Consider the following 25445-nt stretch of genomic DNA (forward strand, 5'->3'; position numbering starts at 1 on the left):
GTCCGCCCGTGACCCTGCGTTACATCCCCACCGCCTCCTCACTGCCTAACTCACTGAGGATGCGCTTGGCGGCTTGCACGTTCTTCACGTCTTCGATGCTGAGGATGAGCTGTTCCTTGCGCTCCTTCATGGAGGCCGAGCGGGTGTGGGTTTGCACGTAGGAGAGGATATTACCGAAGGTGTCGCCCTGGAAGTAGGCCTCGTTGCCCGTGGCCGGGATGTAGCCTTTGAGCAGGTTCTTCTTGAGGGTGAGCTTCTCGAAGCCCACCTGGCAGGCCTGCCAGCGCAGGCGCACGATGTCGGCGAGCTGCTCTACCTCGGCGGGGAGGGGGCCGAAGCGGTCTATCATGCCGGTGAGCACCTTGCGCAGCTCCTCGGGGTTTTTGGCCCGATCGAGCTTGCTGTACAGCTGCAGGCGCTCCGAGACGCTGGTCACGTAGTGGTCAGGGATGAGGATTTGCAGGTCGGTTTCGATGTTGCACTCCTTGGGGCGGCCGGTGCCGGCGGCTTCCTGCAGGCGCTGGGTAGGGTCGCCGAGGAACAGGTCGCGGAACTCGGTTTCCTTGAGCTCCTGCACGGCTTCGTCGAGGATCTGGTGGTAGGTTTCGAAGCCCAGGTCGTTGATGAAGCCCGACTGCTCGCCGCCGAGCAGGTTGCCCGCGCCCCGGATGTCGAGGTCGCGCATGGCCACGTTGAAGCCCGCGCCCAGGTCGGAGAATTCTTCGAGGGTGCTCAGGCGCTTGCGGGCGTCGGAGGGCAGGCCGGCCACCGGGGGCGTGAGCAGGTAGCAGTAGGCCTTTTTGTTGGAGCGGCCCACGCGGCCCCGCATCTGGTGCAGGTCGGAGAGGCCGTGCATGTGGGCGCGGTTGATGAGGATGGTGTTGGCGTTGGCAATATCGAGGCCCGACTCGATGAGGGTGGTGGCCACCAGCACGTCGTAGTCCCCGTCCACGAACTTCATCATGCGCTTTTCCAGCAGGTCGCCGTCCATCTGGCCGTGCACGTAGGTCACGCGGGCGTCGGGCACGAGGCGCAGAATCAGGCTGGCCTGCTCCTCGATGTCCTTCACGCGGTTGTGCACGAAGAATACCTGCCCGCCCCGCTTCAACTCCCGCGAAATGGCGTCGCGGATCAGCAGCTCATCGAATACGTGCAGTTCCGTCTGCACCGGCTGGCGGTTGGGCGGGGGCGTGGCAATAACCGATAGGTCGCGGGCGCCCATCAATGAGAAGTGCAACGTGCGCGGAATGGGCGTAGCCGAGAGGGTGAGCGTGTCCACGTTCACCTTGATTTCCTTGAGCTTGTCCTTGGTTTTCACCCCGAACTTCTGCTCCTCGTCAATCACCAGCAAACCCAGGTCCTTGAACTGCACATCCTTGTTGGTGAGGCGGTGGGTGCCGATGAGGATGTCGGTTTTGCCGTCGGCCACCCGGCCCAGGGTTTCCTTGATTTGCTTGGAGGTCTTGAAGCGGTTGACGTACTCCACCGTCACGGGCAGGTTGCCGAGCCGCTCGCGGAAGGTTTTGTAGTGTTGCATGGCCAAGATGGTGGTGGGCACCAGCATGGCTACCTGCTTGCCATCGGCCACGGCCTTGAAGGCGGCCCGGATGGCTACTTCGGTTTTGCCGAAGCCCACGTCGCCGCACACGAGGCGGTCCATGGGGTGGGGCACTTCCATGTCGCGCTTCACGTCCTCGGTAGCCTTGGCCTGGTCGGGGGTGTCCTCGTAGATAAAGCTCGATTCCAGCTCGGCCTGCATAAAGGAGTCCTGGGCGAAGGCGTGGCCGGGCGCGGTTTTGCGCTTGGCGTAGAGCCGGATGAGCTCGGCCGCAATGTCCTTGACCTTTTTCTTGACGGACTTCTTCTTGTTTTCCCACTCCGGGGAGCCCAGCTTGCTCATGGTGGGCGGGGCGCCCTCGGCCCCCGAGTACTTGGCAATCTTGTGCAGGGCGTGGATGCTCACGGTCAGCACGTCGTCGTCGCGGTACACCAGCCGGATGGCTTCCTGGAGCCGGTCGTTGATTTCGACCTGCGTAAGGCCGGCAAAGCGGGCAATGCCGTAGTCCTGGTGCACCACGTAGTCGCCAGGCACGAGGGTGCGCAGTTCTTTGAGGGTAAGGGCCTTTTTCTTGGAGAACTTGCGGGTTTCCTGGGCCCGGTAGTAGCGCTCAAACAGCTGGTGGTCGGTGTACACGACCAGCTTCAGCGTCTCGTCGATGAACCCCTCGCGCAGGCCCAGCAGCAGGTGCTGGAACTGCACGTTGTTGTCCAGCTCGTCGAAGATGGTGCGGAGGCGGTCGGCCTGGCGCACCTGCTCGGCGGCCATGATGTTGGTGTAGCCCTTCTTCTGGTTGTCGTGCAGGTTTTTGACGATGCGGTTGAAGTCCTTGCCGAAGCTGGGCTGAGGCTTGGCGCTGAACTGGAACTCCTCGGCCCCGGCCTTGTAGTGAAACCGTTTGCCGAACTCCACCACCGCAAACCCGTCGAGCAGCTTCTTCAGGGACTTGCCCGTCTCAAACAGGTCGTCGGGCTTGCTCACCACCTGGGTGCCGCCCGAAGCGGCCAGCAGCTCCTTGAAGCCGTGCTCGGCCTTGTCGAAGTACTCGTCTACCACGTCCAGGGTCTGGCGCACGTCCTTGGCCCAGATGGTGGTGTTGGGCGGAATGAAGTCGAGGAAGGCCTCCCGGGTTTCCTGGAGCAGCTTGGTTTGCACGTTGGGGATGATGCTCACCTGCTGGCGCTTCTCCACCGACAGCTGGCTTTCGGGGTCGAAGGTGCGAATGGTTTCCACCTCGTCCCCGAACAGCTCGATGCGGTAGGGCAACTCGTTGGCGTAGGAGAAGATGTCCACGATGCCCCCGCGCACGGCAAATTGGCCGGCCTCGTACACAAAGTCGCTCCGCTCGAAGTCGTACTCCGCCAGCATCTCACTCACGAAATTCACGTCCAGCTTGTCGCCCACCTTCACCAGAAAGGTGTTGGCCACCAGGCTTTTCTTGTTGATAACCTTCTCGAACAAAGCCTCCGGGTAAGTGACAATAAGCGCCCCGGCCGTGTCCTTGATGCTGATTTTCTTGCCCTTCTGGCTTTTTTCTGAGCCTTCGGGCAGGGCATCCTCGGCATCCTCGGAGGCCTGCTCGGCGCTGGTTTTGGGTCCGCGGTGGCTATTGAGCTTGTTGAGTACCTCGGCCCGCATCAGCACGTTGGCGTTTTCCGTCTCGTCGAAGGAGTAGGGGCGCTTGTAGGAGGTGGGGAACAGCAGGGGCTCCTCGTTGGGCACCAGGTGCTGGAGGTCAGCCAGGAAGTAAGCGGCCTCATCCCGGTCGTGGAGGATGAACAGATGGTGCTGATCGGGGAACTCCTGGTGCAGGGCGGCGGCCAGCACGGCATCCTGGGAGCCGATGAGGCCGCGCAAGTGCAGACGGGTGGCGCTGGCCTCGGCCTTGACGGCCCCGCGCAGGGTATTGCGCGTGGCCGGGTTCAGGCGGGCGCCCACCGTGAGGGTAGTGGAGTCGAGGGCGTATAACTTCAGAAAATCGGAGACCTTCAAAGCACAAAAAGCTAGCGGAGACGGAAATAACAGAAGCCCGGCCGGGCGGAAAGCCGGTCGGGCACTGGGCAGCAACAATACCGCCGGCAAGCTCCGAAAGTTTCCGCGAAGCCCAAGGGTGGCGGATATGGTGGAGCTTATTCCTAAATTCCTATATTAGGTGCCACATAGCCTGCTCTGCCTACCTACCCCTTAATTCCCACACCCCATGGACCCCACCCGTAACCCGGCCGAGGACCCCGAATTCGACATCAACGCCTGGGAAATGCGCCAGCAGACCCATCATGCCTGGCTGGCTGTTTACCAGCGGCGCTGCCTGGCCGACGTGCAAAAGCCCCGGCCCTATACCCGCGGCAGCGCCCGACCCTGGGCGGCCTGCACCCTGCGTGGCGCGGCGGCGCAACCATAGCCGGCGGGAGTGTACCTTCGTGGTTTCCCTGGTTGCTTAGGTATTCTTCGTGCGCGGATCTTCTCATTTGGCCATTGGCCTGATAACCGGCGTGGCCATTGCGGGCCTAGTGCCGGGCGTGCCATTCTCCCCGGCGGGTATTGCCCTGGCTGGCTTTTCGTCCCTGGCACCCGACCTCGACCACCCTGGCTCCCGGCTCAGCAAACGGCTGGGCTTTGCGCAGAACTATGTGCGCTGGGCATTTGTGCTGGTAGCCGCGGCGCTGGCGGCGTACACGCACTTTCTGCTGCCGCCCGGCCCCGACCGGCGCATGGGCTTCACGGCTGCCCTGGCGTTTGGCCTGATTGGGGCGGCCATGCAGGGCGACGCCACGCGCAAGCTGGCGCTGCTCTTCACCGGGCTGTGTACGGTAGTGGCGGGCCTCTACACCGAGTATGTGTGGCTGAGCATGCTGGGCTGCTTTGTGGCGGTGGCACCCTACACCTCGCACCGCACCTGGACGCACACCATCTGGGCGGCGGCGCTCTGGACGTACATCGGGCACCTGGCCAACCAAAGCCTGGGCTGGCACGGCGTGGCGCTGTTTGCGGGCGGCGGCTACCTCTCGCACCTGCTGGCCGATACGCTCACTAAGGCCGGCGTGAAATACTTTATGCCGCTTCTTAACGTTAGCCTGAAAATTCCGCTGATCCGGACGGGCTCCAAAAGCGGTAATTTTCTGGAGGTGGCTATCTGCGCGGGGTATGGGTTGTTGGTGCTGGGTCTGGTAGTCGGGAAAATGGGCTTTTAACCAAAATGCTGTTGGGTGACTTGGGGTCAGTAAACCTACCTTTGTGCTGGTGGCGGGATGCAACTGGTTGGGTGGCTGCTTTGTCTTTAGTTGGGAGGGTGACGTGCGGGCTAGGTCGGACACGGTGGGCGAATAAAACCGGGGTTATTTACTTTTGCTTAACGGCCTACACTTTCAAGTACAACAGCAGCCGGCCACTCCAATTAACCCCCTTCAACGTATCGAAATAGGATTATACAGGAAAAGTCTTTTTGGTAATTACTCATATAGTCAATTAGTTATCATATTAAATTTATATTATGTATTTTATGCTTCCTTCGTACCTTTGACCGCCTCCTGCCTCTTCGGGAAGCTCCGAACTACCGCCCTTCTGCTCTCCAACCCTTTCTCACACACCTGTTTGTTGATCATTTTCCGCTCACTCTAACCCGCGTTCCTTGTTTATGAATCAGATGAATAGCCCACTGATCCGGATAGGCGTCTTCTACGACGGCAATTATTTCCTGAAGATCAGTGATTACTACTACTTCCAACACGACCGGAAAGCCCGTATCAGCCTGGAAGGGCTGCACGAGTTTATCCGCCATCAGGTTGCTGAAGACGAAGATACCGACGTGCGCCTCTGTCAGATTACGGATGCCCACTTCTTCCGGGGGCGCCTGAGCGCCACGGAGGCCCGCGACAAGGACCGCCTGTTCCATGACCGGCTCCTGGACGACATCCTGATGAACCTGGGTGTTACCACGCACTACATGGCCCTGAAAACCCGCGACGGTCGTCTGCAGGAAAAAGGGATTGACGTATGGCTGTCGCTGGAAGCCCTGGAGCTGGCCCTGCACAAGAGCTTCGACGTAATTGTGCTCATCGCCGGCGACTCGGACTACCTGCCGCTAGTAAAGAAGCTCAACACCGTGGGTACCCGCGTGATGCTGCTGAGCTGGGACTTCAAGTACACCGATTTCAAAGGCGAAAGTCGCGTAACGCGCCCCTCGCAGCAGCTGCTCGACCACGCCACCTACCCCGTGCTCATGCACGAAGTAATCGACGAGCGTCTGGCCAAAAACGACCCGCTGATCGAGGACATGTTCGTGAGCACGCCCGAGCCGGCACCCTACACGCCCACCAAGCCGGTGCGCCCCACGGGCCCCACGGCCGCTGGCCCGGTAGGTACGGTAGGCATCAGCACCATCAAAAACCTGAAGAACGGCTTCGGTTTCGTGGTGATGCCCCCCAACAACCTGTTCTTCAGCTACGCCGATATGGCGGAAGGTGATTTCAACGACCTGCACGAAGGCGACTGGGTGGAGTTTACGGTAGGCCGCAACCATCGTGACGAAGACTGTGCCCGCAACGTGCGCAAAGTGGAAGCCCCGCAGTTTGATGACGAAGAGGAAGAGAATTCTTCCGAAGAAGAAACGCACGAGTCGGCTGATTCGCGCTACTAAGTTTCTGCTCTCTTTTCTGTAGTTCGGCCCTGAAAAAACGCTGGCTGCCTGTTTACCAGGCAAGCCGGCGTTTTTTTATTGAGTGAATGGTGTTGAGAAAGTGAAGCGCTGAACAGACGCACTTATTCACCAAATCACTCACTGGGAAAAAGCAGGTCGTGGAAGTCGCGCTTGGTGGCGGGGTAGCGGTTGAAGGTGCCCAGCCCGCGGGCAACCACCACCTCCCGGGTGGCGCAGAAGATGTCGCCATCGGTTACTACCAGGCTTTTGCCGCTGTGTACTACGTGGGCGCGGCCCACCAGCTGGTCGTGCAGCCGCACGGGGTGCAGGTAATTGATTTTGAACTCGACGGTAGAAACCAGCTCACCTTCCGTGAAGGCCAGGGAAAGGGCCGCCGCGCCCAGGGCGGCATCCATCAGGCCAGCCAGCACGCCGCCGTGGCAGGTGCCGGGCGAAGACAGGTGCTCGGGCAGCACCGTCATGGTATATTCCACCTGGCCGGGACTGAGCAGGTGCAGGGTCATGCCGTTGGTGCGGCCATACTGGTTCATTTGGTTGTAGATGGCCACCAGCGTGGCCACGTCGGGCAGGGATTCCATGGAGGGCAGAAGCAAGAAGATTGGACTTTGACCGAAAAGTTAGGCTTCTTTGGGTAAAGACTTCTGCCATGTCCGCCCTGCCTCTCACCTTCGCCGAGTTTTACCCGCGCTATCTGCGTGACCACCAGCAGCGGGGCACCCGCGTGCTGCACTTTGTGGGTACGTCGCTGTTTCTGGTGGGTGCCGTGGCGGCGCTGGTGCTGCTAAAGCCCATCCTGCTGCTATGGGGCGTGGCAGCGGCCTACGGGCTGGCCTGGGTCGGGCACTTTTTTGTGGAGCACAACCGGCCCGCCACCTTCCAGCACCCATGGTTTTCCCTGCGCGGCGACTTCAGGCTATACTTCGACCTGTGGCGCGGGCGGGAGCGGTTCTAAAGCTCCTTGCGCATGAGAAAGTGCGGCACGCTGCCGAACAGCATGTGCGAAGGCACTACCACCACGTAGCCAGCGCGCTCATAGAACGGCACCGCCGCGGCCCGGGCCTGCAGCACGCATTCCGTCAGGCCCCGCTGCCGGGCTTCTTTTTCCAGATACGTCAACACCACCCCGCCCACGCCTTTTCCCTGCCAGGCCGGGTGCACGGCCATAAAGCGCACCTGCGCCTGCGTGGCCGTAGCGGCGTGCAGCCGGCCCACGCCGATGACCGAGCCGTCATCGGCCAGCGCCACGGCGTGCACGGTGCCGGGCGCATCGTCGTCGGGGGCGCGCTCCGAGCCGGGGGGCTGCTGCCAGGGCTGGCGCAGCACCAGGTAGCGAAGCTGGTAGTAGGCGGCCCACTCAGTGGAAAGCTGGGGCGTAGTAACGCGCATAGGGGTACTTCACGTTGAAGGGAGAACAGCGCGCCGGAGCCCGGCCGCGCATGCGGTCAAACTCCTACCTTTGGCGCTTCACTGCCGCAAGATATTCTTTCCCTTCTCCGTTTCTGCCCATGGCCTCCTTCGATATCGTCAGCAAAGTTGATCCGCAAACCCTGGAAAATGCCGTGAACACGGCCAAAAAAGAGCTCCAGACCCGCTACGACCTGCGCGACACCAAAGGCGGCATCGAGCTGGATAAGAAGGCCAACACCATTCTGCTTTCCTCCGAAAACTCCATGCGCATTCAGGCCCTGGAGCATATTCTGCTGACGCGCATTGTGAAGCAGGGCATTGATGGCACCGTGCTCGACTTTTCGGAAGAGGAGCTGCCCAGCGGCGCGCTGGTGAAGAAAACCGTGAAAGTGCGCGCCGGGGTCGACAAGGAAGTGGGGCGTAAAATCATCAAGGCCATCAAGGATGCCAAGGTGAAGGTGGAAGCGCAGATGCAGGACGACCAGGTGCGCGTGACGGCCAAGAAAATCGACGACCTGCAGGCCGCTATTGCCGCCGTCCGCCGTGCCGAGGTAGGCCAGCCCCTGCAGTTCGTGAATATGAAGAGCTAATTCAATGCGCTAATGCGGAAATGTGCTGAGGCTTTTTCTGGCAGCAGCATGGCGGCACATTCCTCTTCATCAGCACATCAGCACATTTTCCACTTTCGCACATTAAACACCATGTTCGACCTTTCTGTTTTTTCCGAGACGCAAACCTGGGTGAGCCTGCTTACGCTCACGTTCATGGAAATCGTGCTCGGCATCGACAATATCATCTTCATTTCCATCATCGTCAACCGCCTCGACCCGTCTCAGCAAAAGCGGGGGCGCACCATCGGGCTGGTGTTGGCGCTGGTTATCCGCATCCTGCTGCTGATGAGCATTTCCTGGATTGTGGGGCTGAAGGCGCCGCTGTTTCACCTCGACGTGCCGTGGGCCGACCACGACTTTGGCGTGACGGGCCGGGATATTATCCTGCTGATTGGGGGCTTGTTCCTGATTGCCAAAAGCACCACCGAAATCCACACCAAGCTGCAGGGTGAGGAGGAAAATGAAGCCGGCGGCGCCGTTTACAAGTCCATGGGCGGCATCATCGTGCAGATTGTGCTCATCGACATCGTATTCAGCTTCGATTCCATCCTGACGGCCGTGGGCTTGGTCGACAACGTGATGATCATGGTGCTGGCCGTGGTGCTGTCGATGGGCGTAATGCTGGTTTTCTCGGGCGTTGTGGCCGATTTCGTGAACCGCAACCCCACCATCAAGATGCTGGCCCTCTCGTTCCTGATTATGATTGGGGTGATGCTGGTGATGGAAGCCTTCCACAAGGAAATCGAGAAAGGCTACATCTACTTTGCTATGTTCTTCTCCCTGATGGTGGAAGTTCTTAATATGCGTCTGCGCAAGAAAGCTGACCCCGTGCACCTGCGCGACTCCCGCTTCGACTAGCAGCAGCTAATAAACTCAGCAAAGAAAAGGCCCGCAACATGTTGTTGCGGGCCTTTTTTATAGGTGTTTGAGCAGCATCAACACTACCAGCAGCGCTACCATCGAAGCAATAATAGCCAGATTCACGCACGCCATCGGGCTGCGGACGGCCCAGCCGGCAGCGGCCAGCAGCACCAGCAGCCCGCTGAAAAAAACCAGAACGCTGGGCCCGCCGCGTACCGGCACGGGCGTGCCGTCGGGCAGCCGCGCCGCAAACACAAAACGGCAAAGCGGTGAAATTCGCAGCTGCAGGTACGCAGTGGTGAGGGGAATGTCGGTCGGGGTGATGAAGCGCCCGTGGGAGGTGCCTACCAGGTGGCTGCCCGGCTCGACATACTCCTGAGCGGTGCGGTCGTCGAGCGAAAGGAAGGCTGCCTGCACGTCTCTGCGGAGCAGAAAGTAATCGGCCAGGATAAGGCCCGGTAGCAGCAGCAGTAGCTGGCACCAGCGCCGGGCACGGCCGGCATAGGCACTATAATCGAATGCCTGACGAATGCGGATTCTGGTCCGGCGCCCAAATGCTACCGGGGGCGGAGCCCGCTTGGGCGGCGGCTCGGAAGCAGCAGCCGGAGGCGGAGTCGCAACTGTTGGCTGTCGGGCCCGCTGTAAGGTCAGATCGTAGCGCTGCCGGCGAGCAGGGTCCGAAAGCGTTTCGTAGGCTTCGTTGACGGCCAGATAGCGCTGATGGGCGGCGGGGTCCGGGGTACGGTCGGGGTGGGTAAGCTGCACCAGCCGCAGGTAGGCCCGCCGGATTTCAGTTGCCGATGCCTGCTCCCCGACCTCTAGTACAGTGTAATGCGTTGTCATACTGATTCATAGAAAAACCCGCCCGACAGTCAGTCAGGCGGGTTTTTGAAAATACTAATGAACAGATTAATGGCGCACCATCACCTTTTTGGTGAGTGTGCCCTGAGGCGTGGTAACGCGCACCATATACACGCCATTGGCCAGCTGGCTCAGGTCGAGGGTAGTGCCGACCTGCGCCTGGGCCGCCGAAACGGAAACAGTGCGCAGCAGGGAGCCTACCACCGACAGCACCTCTACCTGCACCGGGGCGGCACTCAAGCCAAACGTCCGGACCGTGAGCACGTCATTGGCCGGGTTGGGATACACTTCCACCGAGGCGGCACTCAGGGTGGCTTTGGTGGCCAGTGCGGCTGGCACCGCAAAGCCCGCCTTGTTGTCCTTCACCGACTTGCTGCTGCCCTGTACGGCATCGGTACCCATGCCGCGGCGGGCAAACACGCGCCAGATCAGGTCCTCGTTGGCCGATTTATAAAGGGCTTTGTCGGCGGCCAGAATGGCGTCGCGGCCATCCAGGAAGCCGGGGCTGCAGGGCTGGAGCTTCAGGGCTTCCATCACCAGCTGCATGGCTTTGTTGTTGCCGCCGGTGCCCCGGTATACGTCGGCATCGTAGCCGTAGCGCTCAATCATGGCCCAGTTCAAATCCCACAGAACCGTGGCCCACACCTCGCCGATATCGTGCGTTTCAGTGTAGGGCTTGCCAATGATGGCATAGGTATAGTCGTTGACGGTGATATCGGTGGTGTAGAGCTTGAGGCGAATCCCCTCGCCATCGGTAGCTTCCCCTACCGCGTAAGTTCCTACGCTCCGCGGGGTAGTGGCCTTGTCGCCGGGGCGGGTAGTAAGCCACAGGGCAACAAAGTCGCTCCAGCCCTCGCCCATGTTCTCATCATTTTCCAGGCAACCAGCGGTAGACGGGCCACCGGTAAGCCGGGTGGTGATGCCGTGGGTGTACTCATGAGAAACAATAGCGTTGTCGAAGGAGCCGTCCCGGTCTACGTATTTTTTGGGCGGGCTGAGCAGCTCTACCGTAACGGTTTCACCGGCTTTCAGGCGCGCCTTCAGTAGCTCGCCGGCGGCCAGCGTGATGTTCAGGCTGGGAACGTCGAATTGCTCATCTCCGCTCATGGTGATGAGCTCATCGGGTACGTTGTTGATAACGATAACGGCAATAGCACCGGCATTCTGAGCCGTCCGCACCTTTTCAATAAACTCACAGTCGCCGCGGTCCAGCAGGGCAATGTTGCCTTTCACGGCGCTGGCATTGGTGAGCATACCGCTGCAGGCCAGCGTAGGAGTGGAGCTGCCATCGTTTACCAATACTACTTTGCCCGTTAAGGGCGTGGTCGGCGGCAGGGCCGGACCAATAGCGCTGGTAGCAGCCGGGTACGTATCGGCAATGGAAGCCGGGCTGGTCACCTTCATGGTAGTCGGGTTGGGAGCCGGCCACATGAACATGTGCATCTGTGGGGAGGTGCCATCTACGCTGGGCACGAAATAGGCATTGTAAACATCCTCCGGATCCTGCGCTACTGCCCGGATGGCATCGTTGCTTCGGCCTTTGCCCGTGTAGTTTTTGACCTGGAAGTTGCCGCTTTCCTCCCGGAACCCATAGTGGTAGAAAACATCGTGCATGATGTTGTTCATATAAAACAGGTTCACCACGGCCGCATCCCGGTTATCGGCAAGTGACTTCTGCATGTCGTAAGCCGGGTTGAATGCCAGACTGGTACCACCACTGAAATAGGCCGGGCGGCTATTGGCATCGAGCACGTACGCCTGCACATTGTTACCCCGCGTGGTGGTAAACTCCGCTCCGGCGGTGCCATTGGTATCGTGCCAGCCGTAGGGCGAGGCTTGCACATCAGCGGGGTTACGCACGGTTGTGCGCCCTCCAAACGACGGCCCTTCGGTGGGAATGGCAAATACCGTGTAGCTGGCATTGTCGGCGCTGGGACGGTTGCTGCGGGTTGGCTGCGGGGTAGCCAGCTGGTCGATGGCGGAAGGGGCTGGCGGCAGCAGCTTCTCGTGCTTGTTCCGGTCGTGCTGCTGTACAACGCGGCCCGTAGTGGCATCCACCAGCATGTGCCACTGCTGCTTGCTGCGCGGCGGGTGCAGGGTTACTTCCCAGAGCAGGTGCACCTGGTTGTCGTCGCCGAGCGAGTACATCAGAGCCACGGGAATAGCTTCCTTTGACAAGGCTTCGTCCCGGAGCGTGAGGCGGGCCGAGCGGCTCTGAGCGGTGGAAACTGCCTTCAGGGTCGCAGGGGTAAGGTGCAGATTTTGAGCTGCCGCCAGGGTGGCTTCTATTCCCGAAAGACTGGCCGTGGCTGTCGGAGCCTTATGGGCCAGGTCGGCCACGAAGCGGCCAGTTCGGGTTAGCAGGTTGCCCTGCACATCGAAATGCAGGCCCATTTCGGTGCCCAGCACCGGCAGGCCCTGGTGCTGCTGACGCAGGTACACGTGGGTCAGGCCGGTGGCTTCGTCTGTATAGGCATCCGTCACGGCCGGGTCCTGCACGTCGGCGGGCTGTAGGCCCAGTTGAGTATAATGCGCCGTGAGGTACTGCTGGGCTTTGGCGGCCGGCGCTTGGGCGTACAGCGCTACGGGGGTTGCCAGGCCCAGAAGCGTGGCTGCGCAAAGGCTGGTAAAAAGTGTTTTCACGGAAACAAATGAAAGTTGGCAACAGGTTAGAAAAGTAAATATACAAGAGTTTAAAGAAGCATCAGCCTCTGGCAACTGCTTGTATCAGGCTTTGTTAACAACCAGATTCTGGCGGGGCGGTGTGGTGGGTGCCAACGAAGTTCAGTACATTTGAAGCTAGTGAAAGTGCGTTTCATAGATCTGATGGTCTTTAGTTGCTGAGTAAATGAAAAAACGTATACTACTTGCTGCACTGGCCCTGAGTGGCGTGCAGCTAAGCCATGCCCAGGCCATCAAGCCCCAGGCAGCGCCCGGGCGTACCACCGTGTGCTACGCTTCGAGCAAGAATGCCTTCACCCATATTGCGCCCCCCGAAAAGTTTCTGCGCGACCAGGCCCTGAAAAAGCGGGCTCCGGCGGCGGCCAACATCATCGTCACCTACAATGGCTTCCCGGCTGATGCCAAAGCCGCTTTCCAGTTTGCGGTTGACATCTGGGCCTCGCAGCTGAAAAGCGAGGTGCCCATCCACATCAGTGCCACCTGGACCAGGCTGGGCTCCGGCGTGTTGGGCTCTGCTCGCCCATCCACCTTTTACCGGAATGTGAGCGGCGCCCCGCAAGCAAACGTCTGGTATCCTATTGCACTGGCCGAAAAGCTTGCCGGAGAGGAACTGAACGGGCCAACCGAGGCGGATATTGAAGCCAGCTTCAATAGCACGTTCAACTGGTACCTGCGTACCGATGGCAAGACCCCTGCCGGCAAGCACGATCTGGTGTCGGTAGTGCTGCACGAGCTGGGCCATGGCCTGGGCTTCGTAGATGCAATGAACAAAACCGGCTCAACGGGTAGCCAGGGGTTTAGCGGGCTGCCGGTCGTCTACGACACGTTCGTGGAAAATGCCACTGGCCAGCGCCTTACCAATACTGCCATCTTCCCAAACCCCTCCACGGCGCTGGGCAGCCAGATCACCAGCGTCCGAGGGCTGTACTTCAATAGCCCCCGCGCTGTGGCGGTGAATAATAACACCCGCCCGGCCCTCTACGCGCCCCGCACCTTCGAGCCGGGTTCCAGCATTGCCCACCTCGACGAGGGTACTTACCTAGAGGGCGACCAGAACTCCCTGATGACGCCGCAGATTGGCGCGGCGGAAGCCATTCATGCTCCCGGCCCCATCATGCTGCGGATGTTTGATGATATGGGCTGGTTTAACACCGCTATCCGCCACACACCCCTGCGCGACACCGAAACGGCTCAGGACTTCGTGATACGCGCTACCATCGAAAGCGACGGCACAGTGAAAGCTGGCAGCACCAAGCTGGTGTACTCCATCGACAATGCGGCCGATGTGACGGTGAACCTCACGGCCACCGGCCAGGGCAACGAGTACACGGCCACCATTCCCAACCCGGGCCTGGGCCATACCGTGCGCTACTACCTCACGGCCAGCGACAACGAAACCAGCCGTACCTACAATGCGCCCGGCAAGCCGGCTCCCGGTGTGACGGCTCAGGAGCGGTACACCTTTAAGGTCGGTGCCGACGTAACCGCGCCCGAAGTGGTGCACGAGGCGCCGGGCTTCTTGTTCCTGAACCAGTTTCCCTTCCAGCTGGTGGTGCTGGCCGACGACAACGTGGGCGTAGCCAGCGTAACGGTGGAATACAGTGTGAATGGAGTAGCCCAAACACCTATTCCGCTCACTAAAACCGACGAGTATACCTACACCGGCTTGCTTAACCCAGCTGGTATCAAGGATAGCGACGTTATCACCTACCGCGTGGTAGTACAGGATGTATCGGCGGCCCAGAACAAAACCACCAACCCCGATACCGGTCTGTACACGGTGAACGTGGTGTCGCTGAAGGCGGCGCAGGTAACGTACGTTAACGAGCTGAACAGCACTGCCCCGCTGGATTTCGTGGGCAACGGCTTCTCCATTACCACGCCCACGGGCTTCAGCAACTCGGCTATTCACTCTACGCATCCTTATCCCGACGGGACCGATGAGAACGACGAGAGCAACTACATCTATCAGCTGCTGGTGCCCATCCGGGTGCGGGAAAGCCGCGCCGAGGCCACGGTGAAGTTTGATGAGATTGTGCTGGTGGAGCCCGGCGAAGAAGATGCCGTTTTCGGAGACGCTGAGTTTTTCGATTACGTGGTAGTGGAAGGCAGCAAGGACGGGGGCACCACGTGGATTCCGCTGGCCGACGGCTACGATGCCCGCGCCAATGAACTGTGGCTGAGTACGTACCTAAGTGCAATGGACGACGATAACAATTCTACGGCAGTAGGCACTCCCTCACTGTTCCGGGGCCGTACCCTCAACCTGCGCGACAGGTTTGCCGGTGGCGATGTGGTGCAGCTGCGCTTCCGCCTCTTCGCCGACCAGGCTGCTCACGGCTGGGGCTGGGCCATCGATAACGTGCGCATTCAGGATGCCGTGACTGGCGTGGCCGACGAGCTCCAGGCAACCGGAGGCTTCAGTATCTTCCCGAACCCCACTTCCGGCCGCTTCACGGTGCAGGCCCGCCTGGCCAAAGCCACCCCGGGCCTGCAGGTAGTGGTGCGCAACGTGCTGGGCCAGGAAGTGCTGCGCAAGGCCGTGCGCGAAACGCCCGGCCAGCTCCACGAGACCATCGACCTGGGCGGCCTCGCCAACGGCCTGTACCTGGTAAGCCTGGGCACCGGTGCCGATGCGCTGACCAAGCGCGTGATGGTGCAGAAATAAACAGCAAGGGCTCTAAGCAGAACGGGCTGCTTCTCATATGAGAAGCAGCCCGTTCTGCTTAGAGCCCTTGCTGTTTATTTTTATAGAGATGTTACCTTTACCTTATGTGAAATACGAGTCCCGTCAACAGGATTTGTTATAATCACTGAAATGACGTCACCAGTTCTTACACTAAAACCGTCTATGGAACTTTTACCATACATATCATTACCTAACCACAATTGTTGACTTCCGCTGTTAGGAAAAAGATATATAGCATCAGGTATCTCATTGCCATCAAGTATGGGAAGACTCCCTTTGTTCATATAATAGCCTTGGCTTATCCCCGAAGCATTTTCCTTTCTTATTGAAATAGTAACGTTTCTTGATGCAATTAGGCTTCTATCCCAATTGACAGTTAAAGATTTAAAGAAGGTATACTTTTTTGTTGTGGATGAGTATGTTGTCTCAGAGAGAGTTGCTGAAGAATATCCAATACTATATGCGCCAGCTACAGTAATATAATCGGATGCTCCAATACTTGGATTAGTCTTACTGCTTATATCCACTACATAGTTTCCGTCAGGTATTTCTCTTGGTATTTGTAGAGCAGCATACTCTGTGCTACCAGGAGAATCCGAGTATGAGGTTCCCAAATAATACCTGATGTTATTTCCTTGCAATGAGAGCTGGTCACCATCAAAGTCATGACTATTCCACCAGGTGAAATCAGCCTTCTTTCCTTGCTTAAGAGGGATAGGATTGCCCCCTATTACGTGAAAATCAGCATACTCGACACACATAGAGCAGAGCGGTTCTTCGCCATCAATTAGACGATCTTTACTCGAGCCCTTGGTTTCTTTTGCAGGGGTAGCCACTTCCTTTTGACTGTCGCAACTGTCTAGGAATGGTATTACAAGGGCGAGGAATAAGACTTTTTTCATGTAAAATTATGTTTATTTGTTTAAGCAAATAACAGGAAGCATTTTTTTATAACCTAATAATTTTAATTTAAAACGAAAAAATTATATTTAATTTCCATCTAACCTCTCTTTTATCTTGCTTATCTTGCTGATAAAATCCCAGAGTACCACGCCGGCCGCTACGCTCACGTTAAGGCTGTGCTTGGTGCCGAACTGCGGAATCTCCACCGCCGCGTCGCAAAAAGCCAGCACGTCGTCTTCCACCCCGAATACTTCGTTGCCCATCACCAGGGCATAGGGGCGGCCCGGCTCCACCGCAAACGCGGGTAGGGGCTGGCTGCCGGTGGTTTGCTCCACGGCCACCAGCGCGTAGCCGGCGGCCTTCAGCTGCTGCAGGGCCTCCAGCGTGGTGGGGGCGTATTCCCACACCACCGAGTCGGTAGAGCCCAGGGCCGTTTTGGTGATTTCACGGTGCGGCGGGCGGCCGGTGATGCCGCAGAGCCAGATTTTTTCGATGGCAAACGCGTCGGCCGTGCGGAAGGCTGCGCCCACGTTGTGCAGGCTGCGCACGTTGTCGAGTACTAGGGCGAGGGGGAATTTTCGCGTATTTTTGAAGTCTGCCACCGTCAGCCGGTTCAGCTCCTCCATCGAGAGTTTGCGCATGACCGCAAAGGTAGGAACGCCGGGCCGGGTGGCAGCTGTTTGGCCTGTGCGGCTGCCCTCGCCTGTTGTCTTTCTCTTCGCCCACGATGACAGGCCGGGGCCGGTACTGCCCCTCATTTCCGTATTTCTGCTCCCAGTGAAAACCAAATCCGCCGACCCCAACAAAAAGCCCATCCGCACGCACGGCACCCTGGGGCCCGCCCCCGTGTCCGACACGCCGCTGATGAAGCAATACTATCAGCTCAAGCAGACGCACCCCGGCGCGGTGCTGCTGTTCCGGGTGGGCGACTTCTACGAAACCTTCGGTGAGGATGCCGTTACGGCTTCGCGCATTCTCGATATCACGCTCACCAAGCGCGGCGCGGGCACGGCCTCCGAAACCCCGCTGGCCGGCTTTCCCCACCACGCCCTCGACAACTACCTGCCCAAGCTGGTGCGCGCCGGCCAGCGCGTAGCCATCTGCGACCAGCTCGAAGACCCCAAGCTGGCTAAAGGCCTCGTTAAGCGCGGGATTACGGAACTGGTTACGCCCGGGGTGAGCCTGCACGACAACGTGCTGGAACGCAAAAGCAACAACTACCTCTGCGCCGTGCATTTCGGCAAGCAGGAAGCCGGCATAAGCTTTCTGGATATCAGCACCGGTGAGTTTCTGGTGGCCCAGGGCACCATCGACTACCTGGGCAAGCTGCTGCAGAACTTCCAGCCCGCCGAGGTACTCTTCTGCAAGAAAAGCCGCCGCGAGTTCGAGGAAAACTTCGGCCCCGACTTCTGCCATTTCGCGCTGGATGAGTGGGTGTTCGGCTTCGACTACGGCCACGACCAGCTCACGCGCCACTTCAACACTACCTCCCTTAAAGGCTTCGGTATCGACGGGCTGCGTGAGGGCATCACGGCCGCCGGCTGCATTCTGCACTACCTGGCCGAAACCAAGCACACCGACGTGGGCCACATCGGCAGCATCGGGCGCTTGGAGGAGGATAAGTACGTATGGCTCGACCGGTTCACGGTGCGCAACCTGGAGCTGGTGCAGGCTCAGCACCCCGGAGGCGTACCCCTCATCGACATCCTCGACCAGACCGTGACGCCGATGGGCGCGCGCCTACTGCGCAAGTGGGTAGTACTGCCTCTCAAGGAACCCGCCCAGATTCAGCGCCGCCTTGATACGGTGGAAGCCCTGCTGCAGACGCCCGAGCTGCTTGAAAACCTGCTCCAGCACCTGCGCCAGATCGGCGACCTGGAGCGGCTTATTTCCAAGGTAGCCGTGCGCCGCATCAATCCGCGCGAGCTTACGCAGCTGGCCCGCGCCCTCGACGCCATCGGACCCATTCGGGCGGAGCTGGCCGCTTCGGGCATCCGCGCTCTGCAGAAGCTGGCCGATCAGCTCAACCCCTGCGCCGCCCTGCGCGACGAAATCCAGGCCAAGATCCGGCCCGATGCCCCCATCCTTACGAACCAGGGCGGCGTGCTCAACGACGGCGTGGACAAGGAGCTGGATGAGCTACGGGCCATGGCGTTTTCGGGCAAGGACTACCTGTTTCAGCTCCAGCAGCGGGCCGTGCAGGAAACCGGTATTTCGTCGCTGAAAGTGGCCTACAACAAAGTGTTCGGCTACTACCTGGAAGTCACGAATGCCCACAAGGACAAGGTGCCCGCGTCCTGGATTCGGAAGCAGACGCTGGTGAATGCCGAGCGTTACATCACCGAGGAGCTTAAAACCTACGAGGAGAAAATTCTGCACGCCGAGGAACGCCTGTTCGTCATCGAGCAGAACATCTACAACGACCTGGTGCTGTTTGCGGCCGAGTACGTGGCCCAGATTCAGCAGAACGCCCGCGCCATCGGGGTGGCCGACTGCCTGGCCTCCTTTGCGGCTACGGCCCGCCAGCACCGCTACGTGAAGCCGGTAGTGGACGACAGCACGACTCTCGACATCACCGCCGGCCGCCACCCCGTGATTGAGCGCCAGCTGCCCCCCGGCGAGCAGTACATTCCCAACGACATCCGCCTGGACCAGGAAGACCAACAGATTGTGGTGATTACCGGCCCCAACATGGCCGGCAAATCGGCCCTGCTACGTCAGACGGCCCTGATTGTGCTCCTGGCCCAGATCGGCTCCTTTGTGCCTGCCGACGCCGCTCACGTGGGGGTTATCGACAAAATATTCACCCGTGTGGGTGCCTCCGACAACCTGAGCAAGGGCGAAAGCACCTTTATGGTGGAAATGACGGAAACGGCCAGCATCCTCAACAACCTCTCCGACCGCAGCCTGGTGCTGATGGACGAAATCGGGCGCGGCACCAGCACCTACGACGGCATCAGCATCGCCTGGGCTATTGTGGAGCACCTGCACAACTCGCCCAAGGCCCGCGCCAAAACGCTTTTTGCCACTCATTACCACGAGCTCAACCAGCTGGCCGACGACTGTCCGCGGGTGCGCAACTACAACGTGGCCGTGAAGGAAGCCGATGGCCGCATTCTGTTTTTGCGCAAGCTGCGCGAAGGGGGGGTCGGAGCACAGCTTCGGCATTCACGTGGCCCGCATGGCCGGCATGCCTACCTCCGTGGTGCTGCGCGCCAACGAAATCATGCACCACCTGGAGCAGGAGCGCACCTCTACGGGCCTGGATACCGACGAGCCCACGGAGTTCGACGAAGTGCTGGCTGGTCTGGATGATGAGCCCACGGGCAAAGTAGTGCCGCTGAACGGCCACGCGGCCCCGGAGCCCACTCACCGCGGCCCCAAGGCCCAGCCCGCGGCGGCGGTCCACAACGCCCCGCGCCCGAGTTTGCAGCTCAGCATGTTCGAGCCCGCCGACCCGGCCCTGGAGCGCGTACGGGAGCTGTTGCAGAAGCTGGATGTGAACACGCTCACCCCTATTGAGGCCTTGCTAAAGCTCAACGAGCTAAAGCTGGCTGCCGGCGGAAAGTAGTCGGTGCTCTGTATGGGTAGCTGGCTGCGAAAAGGTCGGTGGCGCAGCCAGCAGCTGCTGCTCTGCGGCCTCACTTGGGTGCTGTCAGCCTATGGGAGGCTAAAGGGGATGAAAAATTTTCTCCCTGAAAATGAGCAAAAAACGCCGGCCACAACGGGAAATCAGTACTTTTTTCGGGGCGTGGGCTTGACAGAAAGAAAAGGCGTTGTACCTTTGTCACATCAAAACGCCACTACGGCGCCTAGATAACAAGCGAGAGTAGCTCAGTTGGTAGAGCGCGACCTTGCCAAGGTCGAGGTCGCGAGTTCGAACCTCGTCTCCCGCTCCAAAAAAGGACGTTGCCCACGCAGCGTCCTTTTTTATTTTTGTGCAGCGCCGCTGTTCAGGCCAGAGTGGTGTAATGGTAGCCACGAGGGACTTAAAATCCCTTGTCTTCACGGACGTACGGGTTCGAGTCCCGTCTCTGGTACAATTGCTTACAACCGGAAGACCCGGAAAATGCCTTCTCACGTCGCAGAAGGGGTTTTCCGGGTTTTTTGCGTCTAGCCCACATGGGACTCTACGACGCGAAATATGGACTGTGCCACGGGAGTCACGCCCCCTTTTACGCCCCCTATTCCGGATGAACACGCAATTCATTCTTCGCAAAGACAAGAAGGACAGCGCCGGCCGCTGCCCGGTACACTTCATTGCTTACTTCAACAGTCTGCGGCTCAAATATGCCACGGGCGAGAAGTGTAAGCCCACGGAGTGGAACGCGGACAAGCAGAAATTTCGCTCGGCTTACCCGCTGGCGGAAGAAGCCAATCTTTATCTCGCTCGCCTGACCACCGATGCACTGGCCTGGTGGCGCAAGCTGCGGGCGTCCGGTGAGACGCCTACCATAGAAGGCCTGAAGGCTGCCTTGCGGCCGGTGGAAGCAATTGTGGAGCAGAAAGAGAAGCCTCTCTCCGTATCGGTGATTTTCGCGGAGCACTGGGCTTCATTGCAGGCGCGGGGCTATGCACACCACACGTTGCGGCAGCGCCGGATGCTGGGCTCCTGGCTGTGCGCCTACGAGCAGGACAAGGGTGAGATGCTGAATCCGTCCACCTATGATCTGGCGACGCATGACCGGGTGCTGGGCTACCTGCGCTTTCAGCGCAATCTGGCGCAGAACACGGTGGCTTCGTTCGTGCGGGGGCTGAAGGTGTTTCTACGATGGTGCCGGGAGGAGCGCGGGATACCAGTGCCGGTGGAACTGCGCAAGCTGCAGGGGCGGCACGCGGACGTACTGAAGATGTGGCTGACGGCGGACAACCTCACGGCCCTGGCGGCGGCGGAACTGCCGGAATACCTGACGCGGGTGCGGGACGTGCTCTTGTTTTGCTGCTACACGGGGCTACGCTACTCAGACGTACTAGCACTGCAGCGCGGCAACCTGCACGAATGGGACGGCGGCATCATCCTGCGGCTGGTACAGACCAAGACCCGCACGGGGGTCAGCATTTATCTGACAGAGGCGGCGCGGGCCATTCTGGACAGGTACGCGGATACGGAGCGGGTGCGGCTGCTGCCGGTGCTGGCCAATCAGGTGATGAACCGCTACCTGAAGCGCGTCGGGAAAGCTGCCGGGCTCGTGGATGACGTGGTGGTGACGACGGTGGTGGGGGGCGAAGTGCTGAAAAAGTCGGTGCCGCGGTATGAGTTGCTGACCAGCCATACCGCCCGGCACACATTTGCCACCCAGAGCCTGTTGCGGGGGATGCCGGTGGAGGTGCTGCAAAAGGTGATGGGGCACGCCAAGATCCAAACGACGCTGGTGTATGCCAAGGTAGTGGAAGAGCTGCAGCACCAGACGATGCGGCGCATCTGGGAGAAAAAGAGCGTGGCGGCTGATAGTGGGGCAACAAGAGCCACACAGATCTGCGCGGCAGAGCCGTTGGCAGCCTGATTGGCTATTTTCATCCTGATTCACTGCAAGGCCCGCCCTTTCCGGCGGGCCTTTTTACGCGGCAAAATGAGGGCAGCCATACCTGTCTCATACCTAAGCCATGCTTCAGTCATACCTGAACCCTACCGCTACCAGAGCAAATCGGACTCCACATTCTGTCAAATCTGGGTTGCGTACTAACAGGATTAATCACTAAAAGATAATTTTCTCATATTTGTGAAACTATTAGTTTCTTTATGTGCTATTTGCATTGGCAATCATTAGCCTGAGAAGCTTCAACAGAGAAAAATCGAGCGGCGTTACCGGGGGGCTGCACCCGGTAGTGGTCGGTAGTGAAAGCAGCCGCGAATCCATTTTTCCACTCTTACCCTTACCACTATGGCACGTCAGACCGGCGTAATCCAGATCAGTGGCACCGTGGGCGGCGTCGTTTTCGCGAAGGACGGCACGGTGCGCCAAAAACAGGGCTCCAACAAGAGCCAATTCAACTCCTCCGCCTCTATGCAGCGCGTGCGGGAAAATGCCTCAGAGTTCAGTACGGCGGCTAAGGCCGGCAAACTGGTGCGCGACTCCTTGCGCCGGGTTGTGTCGTTGGCATCTGACCGGCTCATGGTATCGCGCCTAGCGCAAAAGATGAAGGAAATCCTCAACCTGGATGAGGACAATGACCGTGGGGGCCGACAGATTTTGCCGGAAAACCTCTCCGCGCTGGTGGGCTTCGACTTCAACGCAGGCTCCGCTTTCTCGGGCACCTATTACGGGGGCATCGAAACAGAGCTGGACCGGGCTACCGGTAACCACTCGGTGAGCTTGCTGGAGCTGAACCCTTCCCGCGACGTGGCAGCCCCACAGGGGGCTACGCACTACCGCATCACGGCGGCCGTGGGCGCCGTCAACTTCGAATCTGGCACGGCCACCAGCACCGAAGCCAGCACGGCGGAGCTGCCGCTGAGCAACGCGGTACGTCCGGCTGAAAGCCTGCAGCTGGTGCGGGCCGCGGCCGCGGATGAGTCACTGATTGTAGCGGTGGGGGTGGACTTTTTCCAGCAGTTGAACGGCAAGTTCTACCCGCTCAACGCCAATGCCTACAACGCACTGAGCGTGGTGGCTATTGGCTAACAGATAGTCGTGAGTAGCTAGTATTGAGTAGTGCGTATCGTTCCAACGTGCCCTGCTCCTACTGGCTACTCACTGCTTTTTTCGGCCCTTGTCTTAGTACTCACATCTCCCTACCACAATATGGCAACTCTCACTCCCTACCAGCGCCAGTTTCGCACCCGCATGAAGCGGGTTATCCGGCTGCGGGCCTCAGCCGACGCCAAAGCCAGGCGCTACACCCAGAAGCTGGCGGATGCTATCGGAGCCGCCGAGGACGCGGCCACCCAGATGAACGAGCTGAATCAGCTCTACAACGTGGACGTAAGTACCTATACGCTGCTCACGCAGGCGCTGCACGCGAATAGCGGGCAGGAAGTGCTGCTCGACCATCTGGCGCAGAGCGCGCCGGGCGAAGAGTTGGTGATTTTCAACCAGGTTCCTAACGGTAACGGCGGGCAGCCGCTGCCAGCTAATCCACTTTTTGGTGAACTGGTGGCTACACCACCCATAGTGGCGGCGCAGGGGCAGCAAATAGTGTTGGACCCGGTGCCGAAAGGGAACGAGGGTCTGGACCAGGCCCAGTAATAGCGGTATACTGCCGCCCAATGTGATAAGCCGGCTGGCCTTAGTTCGAGGTCAGTCGGCTTTTTTATACCCGTACGGGTGCATATAACCAGCTATCTACTACACATACACCCGTTCGGGTATAAATACACTGCCTCTCCTGCTCCCAGTTTACCTGTAGCCATGGCTGATTTGACTGCACAATTTGTGAAGCAGCGGTGGAAGGCACTAAGTCTGACGCAGCAGGATATGGCTGCCAAGGCCGGGTGGGGTACGTTTCGTGCGAGAGTTGGAGCAGGGCAACGCTGTATCTGGATGAAGTCAACTGGGTGTTGGCTCTGTTCGGGCACGCGCTGGCATCTGTGCCGGTAGATCGGGCCCGTTGGATGGATGAAGCGTGAGGGAGCGTTGGCACGGATTGCCAGGACGGTACGCAGGGTTGAATTACGGAGCAGCGCTAAGCTGTCGTCGACCGGTGCCGACGGCTGGCCGCCCGGGCACGGCGCTCAGCTATTTTCATAAAAACGGATTCCTGCAGAGTATCGGCGTGGTTGCGCCGCTGCCAGTCCAGCAGTTCAGCCGCCGTGATGCGCTGGCCGCGGGAGCTGCCGGTGCAGTCAATATAGCGCATGCGGCGGGGGTGACCGAGGGGAAGCTGGGTGTAGGCGCGCACGGTTCCCACGTATAGCTGCAGCAGTTTGGCGGCTTGCGGGAAGGTGAACATGACTTCAGGCAGAGGCAGGCGAGAGAGGATGGTGGCTACCTGGTGCGCTATTTCGCGCTGAATGGCTTGCTCGAGCTGGGCCTTTTGCTCGTCAGAGAAGGTGAGGGTTATTTCGGGTATCATGGCAGAACGGATTGAGTGGACGGCAGAATTTCCCGACTGTTATAACGATTGACTTTCAGCTGTTTGTATATTAAGCATCTAGAACGGTGGCAGATAGAGCTACCAACAACTTATTGGGCAGGGATGCTTAGCGAAATGCTATACCCGCGGCTTTTTACTATGCGGCTATATTTAGCCGTCTATCCACCGGCCCTATTCATTGAATATTTCCTGCATGACTAGCCAGATTATCGAAACGTTGGGCTTTAGCGCAGCAGGCACTATGGTCACGGGGCGCGTCTCCATTGCAGATCTGTTTCCCAAATCCAGGAAGCGGTGCGGCATCTATTTACTGCAATTCAGGGACGGCACCTTTTATATTGGCCAGGCAGTGGACGCAGTCCGGCGCTTTGCGCAGCACCGCAAGAACTACGACACGATTGAGGGGTATTGGTTTCAGGCGGTGGCGAAGCAGCACCTGGATGAAACCGAGCAGCGCCTTATCCGGCAAGGTGAACAGGCTGGGCTGCTGCTTACCAATAAAACCTTCGTGACCAACGTAATAGGCGAAACCGACCTAGATCTACTGGTCTCGGCGGCCGACCAGGAAGCATGGCTGATCAATGGCATGCCCCTGGATAATGAGGGGGTGGATCTGGGCTTGGCAGTCGAGGAACGGATGAGGGCCCGATACCGACAGAACTCTCAGCAGCTACAACAGCTACCCGCCTACAAGGGGATAAAGGAGTTGCTACAGGCATACATCACCCAGGGTATTCCCGCGTTCAAGAAAACTGAGCAGTCGTTCTGGGCGCTGAGTTGCCTACCCTCCACGAACAAGGGCAAGTACCCACGGTACTTCGCCCTGAACATGAATGGGATGGAAGTGCTAGTGGCTGGAACTGAAAGGTCAACGAACTACCCTTTTGTCTTTGCTGTCGTTACAGGTAGCTTTTGTGCCGATCCTGCGGAGAAAGCCCGTTTCCTGCGTTCATACGCCTATTCTATCGTGCCTTCAGCTTACCAGGCGGCTGGGGCGGATCAATATCGGGTGGATTTTAAAAGCATGTCCTATCTGCTGCTTGCGCTGCAGCAGGAGCCGGAATTTCGGCGCAGCATCCGAGAAATGAGCTTGCGGCTGATGCGTAAGGGCGGGACTATCTATGCACCCTACCATTGCTTTGATCTGGTGCAGGACGTGTTAGGCTGACATTGGGCAGGAAA

The 25445-nt window shown here is 59.1% G+C and carries 19 protein-coding genes, 2 tRNA genes and 1 pseudogene; 14 read left to right on the plus strand and 8 right to left on the minus strand.

Going from position 1 to position 25445, the window contains the following annotated elements:
* Positions 1-19 precede the first annotated feature (19 nt).
* Positions 20-3550, minus strand: a complete 3531-nt coding sequence (gene mfd / locus LRS06_RS11155; protein ID WP_257871557.1) for a transcription-repair coupling factor — start codon at positions 3548-3550, stop codon at positions 20-22.
* Between the two features lie 208 nt (positions 3551-3758).
* Here mfd and LRS06_RS11160 point away from each other — a divergent pair, with 208 nt between their 5' ends.
* The 3 genes from LRS06_RS11160 to LRS06_RS11170 all read left to right on the plus strand — a co-directional run bounded on the left by LRS06_RS11160 (position 3759) and on the right by LRS06_RS11170 (position 6194).
* Entirely contained in the window at positions 3759-3959 is a 201-nt protein-coding gene (locus tag LRS06_RS11160; protein WP_257871558.1) for a hypothetical protein, read from the plus strand.
* Between the two features lie 49 nt (positions 3960-4008).
* Positions 4009-4749: a metal-dependent hydrolase gene (locus tag LRS06_RS11165; RefSeq protein ID WP_257871559.1), complete on the plus strand. Its 741-nt coding sequence runs from the start codon at positions 4009-4011 to the stop codon at positions 4747-4749.
* Positions 4750-5201: 452 nt separating this feature from the next.
* A complete protein-coding gene (locus LRS06_RS11170; protein ID WP_308239899.1) occupies positions 5202-6194 on the plus strand; it encodes an NYN domain-containing protein in 993 nt (330 codons plus the stop codon).
* 134 nt (positions 6195-6328) lie between these two features.
* Here LRS06_RS11170 and LRS06_RS11175 read toward each other — a convergent pair whose 3' ends face one another.
* The gene (locus LRS06_RS11175; RefSeq protein ID WP_257871561.1) at positions 6329-6793 is read right to left on the minus strand and encodes a PaaI family thioesterase; all 465 of its coding nucleotides are present in this window, start codon (positions 6791-6793) and stop codon (positions 6329-6331) included.
* A gap of 68 nt (positions 6794-6861) precedes the next feature.
* Here LRS06_RS11175 and LRS06_RS11180 point away from each other — a divergent pair, with 68 nt between their 5' ends.
* The gene (locus tag LRS06_RS11180; RefSeq protein WP_257871562.1) at positions 6862-7167 is read left to right on the plus strand and encodes a DUF962 domain-containing protein; all 306 of its coding nucleotides are present in this window, start codon (positions 6862-6864) and stop codon (positions 7165-7167) included.
* Here LRS06_RS11180 and LRS06_RS11185 read toward each other — a convergent pair.
* A complete protein-coding gene (locus tag LRS06_RS11185) occupies positions 7164-7601 on the minus strand; it encodes a GNAT family N-acetyltransferase (RefSeq protein WP_257871563.1) in 438 nt (145 codons plus the stop codon). The genes LRS06_RS11180 and LRS06_RS11185 overlap by 4 nt on opposite strands.
* Positions 7602-7720: 119 nt before the next feature.
* On the opposite strand from LRS06_RS11185, the gene LRS06_RS11190 reads away from it, so the two are divergent.
* Both LRS06_RS11190 and LRS06_RS11195 read left to right on the plus strand, forming a co-directional pair.
* The gene (locus LRS06_RS11190; protein WP_257871564.1) at positions 7721-8212 is read left to right on the plus strand and encodes a YajQ family cyclic di-GMP-binding protein; all 492 of its coding nucleotides are present in this window, start codon (positions 7721-7723) and stop codon (positions 8210-8212) included.
* 111 nt (positions 8213-8323) lie between these two features.
* Entirely contained in the window at positions 8324-9091 is a 768-nt protein-coding gene (locus tag LRS06_RS11195; protein WP_257871565.1) for a TerC family protein, read from the plus strand.
* A 57-nt stretch (positions 9092-9148) separates the two neighbouring features.
* On the opposite strand, the gene LRS06_RS11200 is transcribed toward LRS06_RS11195, so the two are convergent.
* On the minus strand, positions 9149-9937 hold the full coding sequence (locus tag LRS06_RS11200) for a J domain-containing protein (RefSeq protein WP_257871566.1): 789 nt from the start codon (positions 9935-9937) through the stop codon (positions 9149-9151).
* Between the two features lie 66 nt (positions 9938-10003).
* Positions 10004-12598 carry a M36 family metallopeptidase gene (locus LRS06_RS11205; protein WP_257871567.1) on the minus strand — a complete coding sequence of 865 codons (2595 nt, stop codon included), beginning with the start codon at positions 12596-12598 and terminating at the stop codon, positions 10004-10006.
* Between the two features lie 205 nt (positions 12599-12803).
* Between LRS06_RS11205 and LRS06_RS11210 the strand changes: the two genes are divergently transcribed.
* Complete coding sequence (locus LRS06_RS11210) at positions 12804-15305, plus strand: T9SS type A sorting domain-containing protein (protein ID WP_257871568.1); 2502 nt, start codon at positions 12804-12806, stop codon at positions 15303-15305.
* Between the two features lie 80 nt (positions 15306-15385).
* Here the strand turns inward: LRS06_RS11210 and LRS06_RS11215 are convergent, their stop codons facing one another.
* Both LRS06_RS11215 and LRS06_RS11220 read right to left on the minus strand, forming a co-directional pair.
* Positions 15386-16228 (minus strand): hypothetical protein, encoded by an 843-nt coding sequence (locus tag LRS06_RS11215; RefSeq protein WP_257871569.1) that lies wholly within the window; start codon positions 16226-16228, stop codon positions 15386-15388.
* 87 nt (positions 16229-16315) lie between these two features.
* Positions 16316-16870 carry an RNA methyltransferase gene (locus LRS06_RS11220; RefSeq protein ID WP_257871570.1) on the minus strand — a complete coding sequence of 185 codons (555 nt, stop codon included), beginning with the start codon at positions 16868-16870 and terminating at the stop codon, positions 16316-16318.
* A gap of 223 nt (positions 16871-17093) precedes the next feature.
* Between LRS06_RS11220 and mutS the strand changes: the two are divergent.
* From mutS to LRS06_RS11250, 6 genes and pseudogenes are all read left to right on the plus strand, one after another.
* Positions 17094-19800: pseudogene (gene mutS, locus LRS06_RS11225) on the plus strand (DNA mismatch repair protein MutS).
* 252 nt (positions 19801-20052) lie between these two features.
* A tRNA-Gly gene (locus LRS06_RS11230) sits at positions 20053-20128 on the plus strand.
* Positions 20129-20186: 58 nt separating this feature from the next.
* Positions 20187-20269: transfer RNA gene (locus LRS06_RS11235), tRNA-Leu, on the plus strand.
* Positions 20270-20422: 153 nt separating this feature from the next.
* Complete coding sequence (locus LRS06_RS11240; protein ID WP_257871571.1) at positions 20423-21733, plus strand: site-specific integrase; 1311 nt, start codon at positions 20423-20425, stop codon at positions 21731-21733.
* 378 nt (positions 21734-22111) lie between these two features.
* Entirely contained in the window at positions 22112-22852 is a 741-nt protein-coding gene (locus LRS06_RS11245) for a hypothetical protein (protein WP_257871572.1), read from the plus strand.
* Between the two features lie 120 nt (positions 22853-22972).
* The gene (locus LRS06_RS11250) at positions 22973-23416 is read left to right on the plus strand and encodes a hypothetical protein (protein ID WP_257871573.1); all 444 of its coding nucleotides are present in this window, start codon (positions 22973-22975) and stop codon (positions 23414-23416) included.
* Between the two features lie 436 nt (positions 23417-23852).
* Here LRS06_RS11250 and LRS06_RS11255 read toward each other — a convergent pair whose 3' ends face one another.
* A complete protein-coding gene (locus LRS06_RS11255; protein ID WP_257871574.1) occupies positions 23853-24242 on the minus strand; it encodes a hypothetical protein in 390 nt (129 codons plus the stop codon).
* 214 nt (positions 24243-24456) lie between these two features.
* Here LRS06_RS11255 and LRS06_RS11260 point away from each other — a divergent pair, with 214 nt between their 5' ends.
* Positions 24457-25431 (plus strand): GIY-YIG nuclease family protein, encoded by a 975-nt coding sequence (locus tag LRS06_RS11260; protein ID WP_257871575.1) that lies wholly within the window; start codon positions 24457-24459, stop codon positions 25429-25431.
* Positions 25432-25445: the final 14 nt, after the last annotated feature.

It is taken from the genome of Hymenobacter sp. J193, from assembly GCF_024700075.1.
In the GTDB taxonomy this organism is placed as follows: domain Bacteria; phylum Bacteroidota; class Bacteroidia; order Cytophagales; family Hymenobacteraceae; genus Hymenobacter.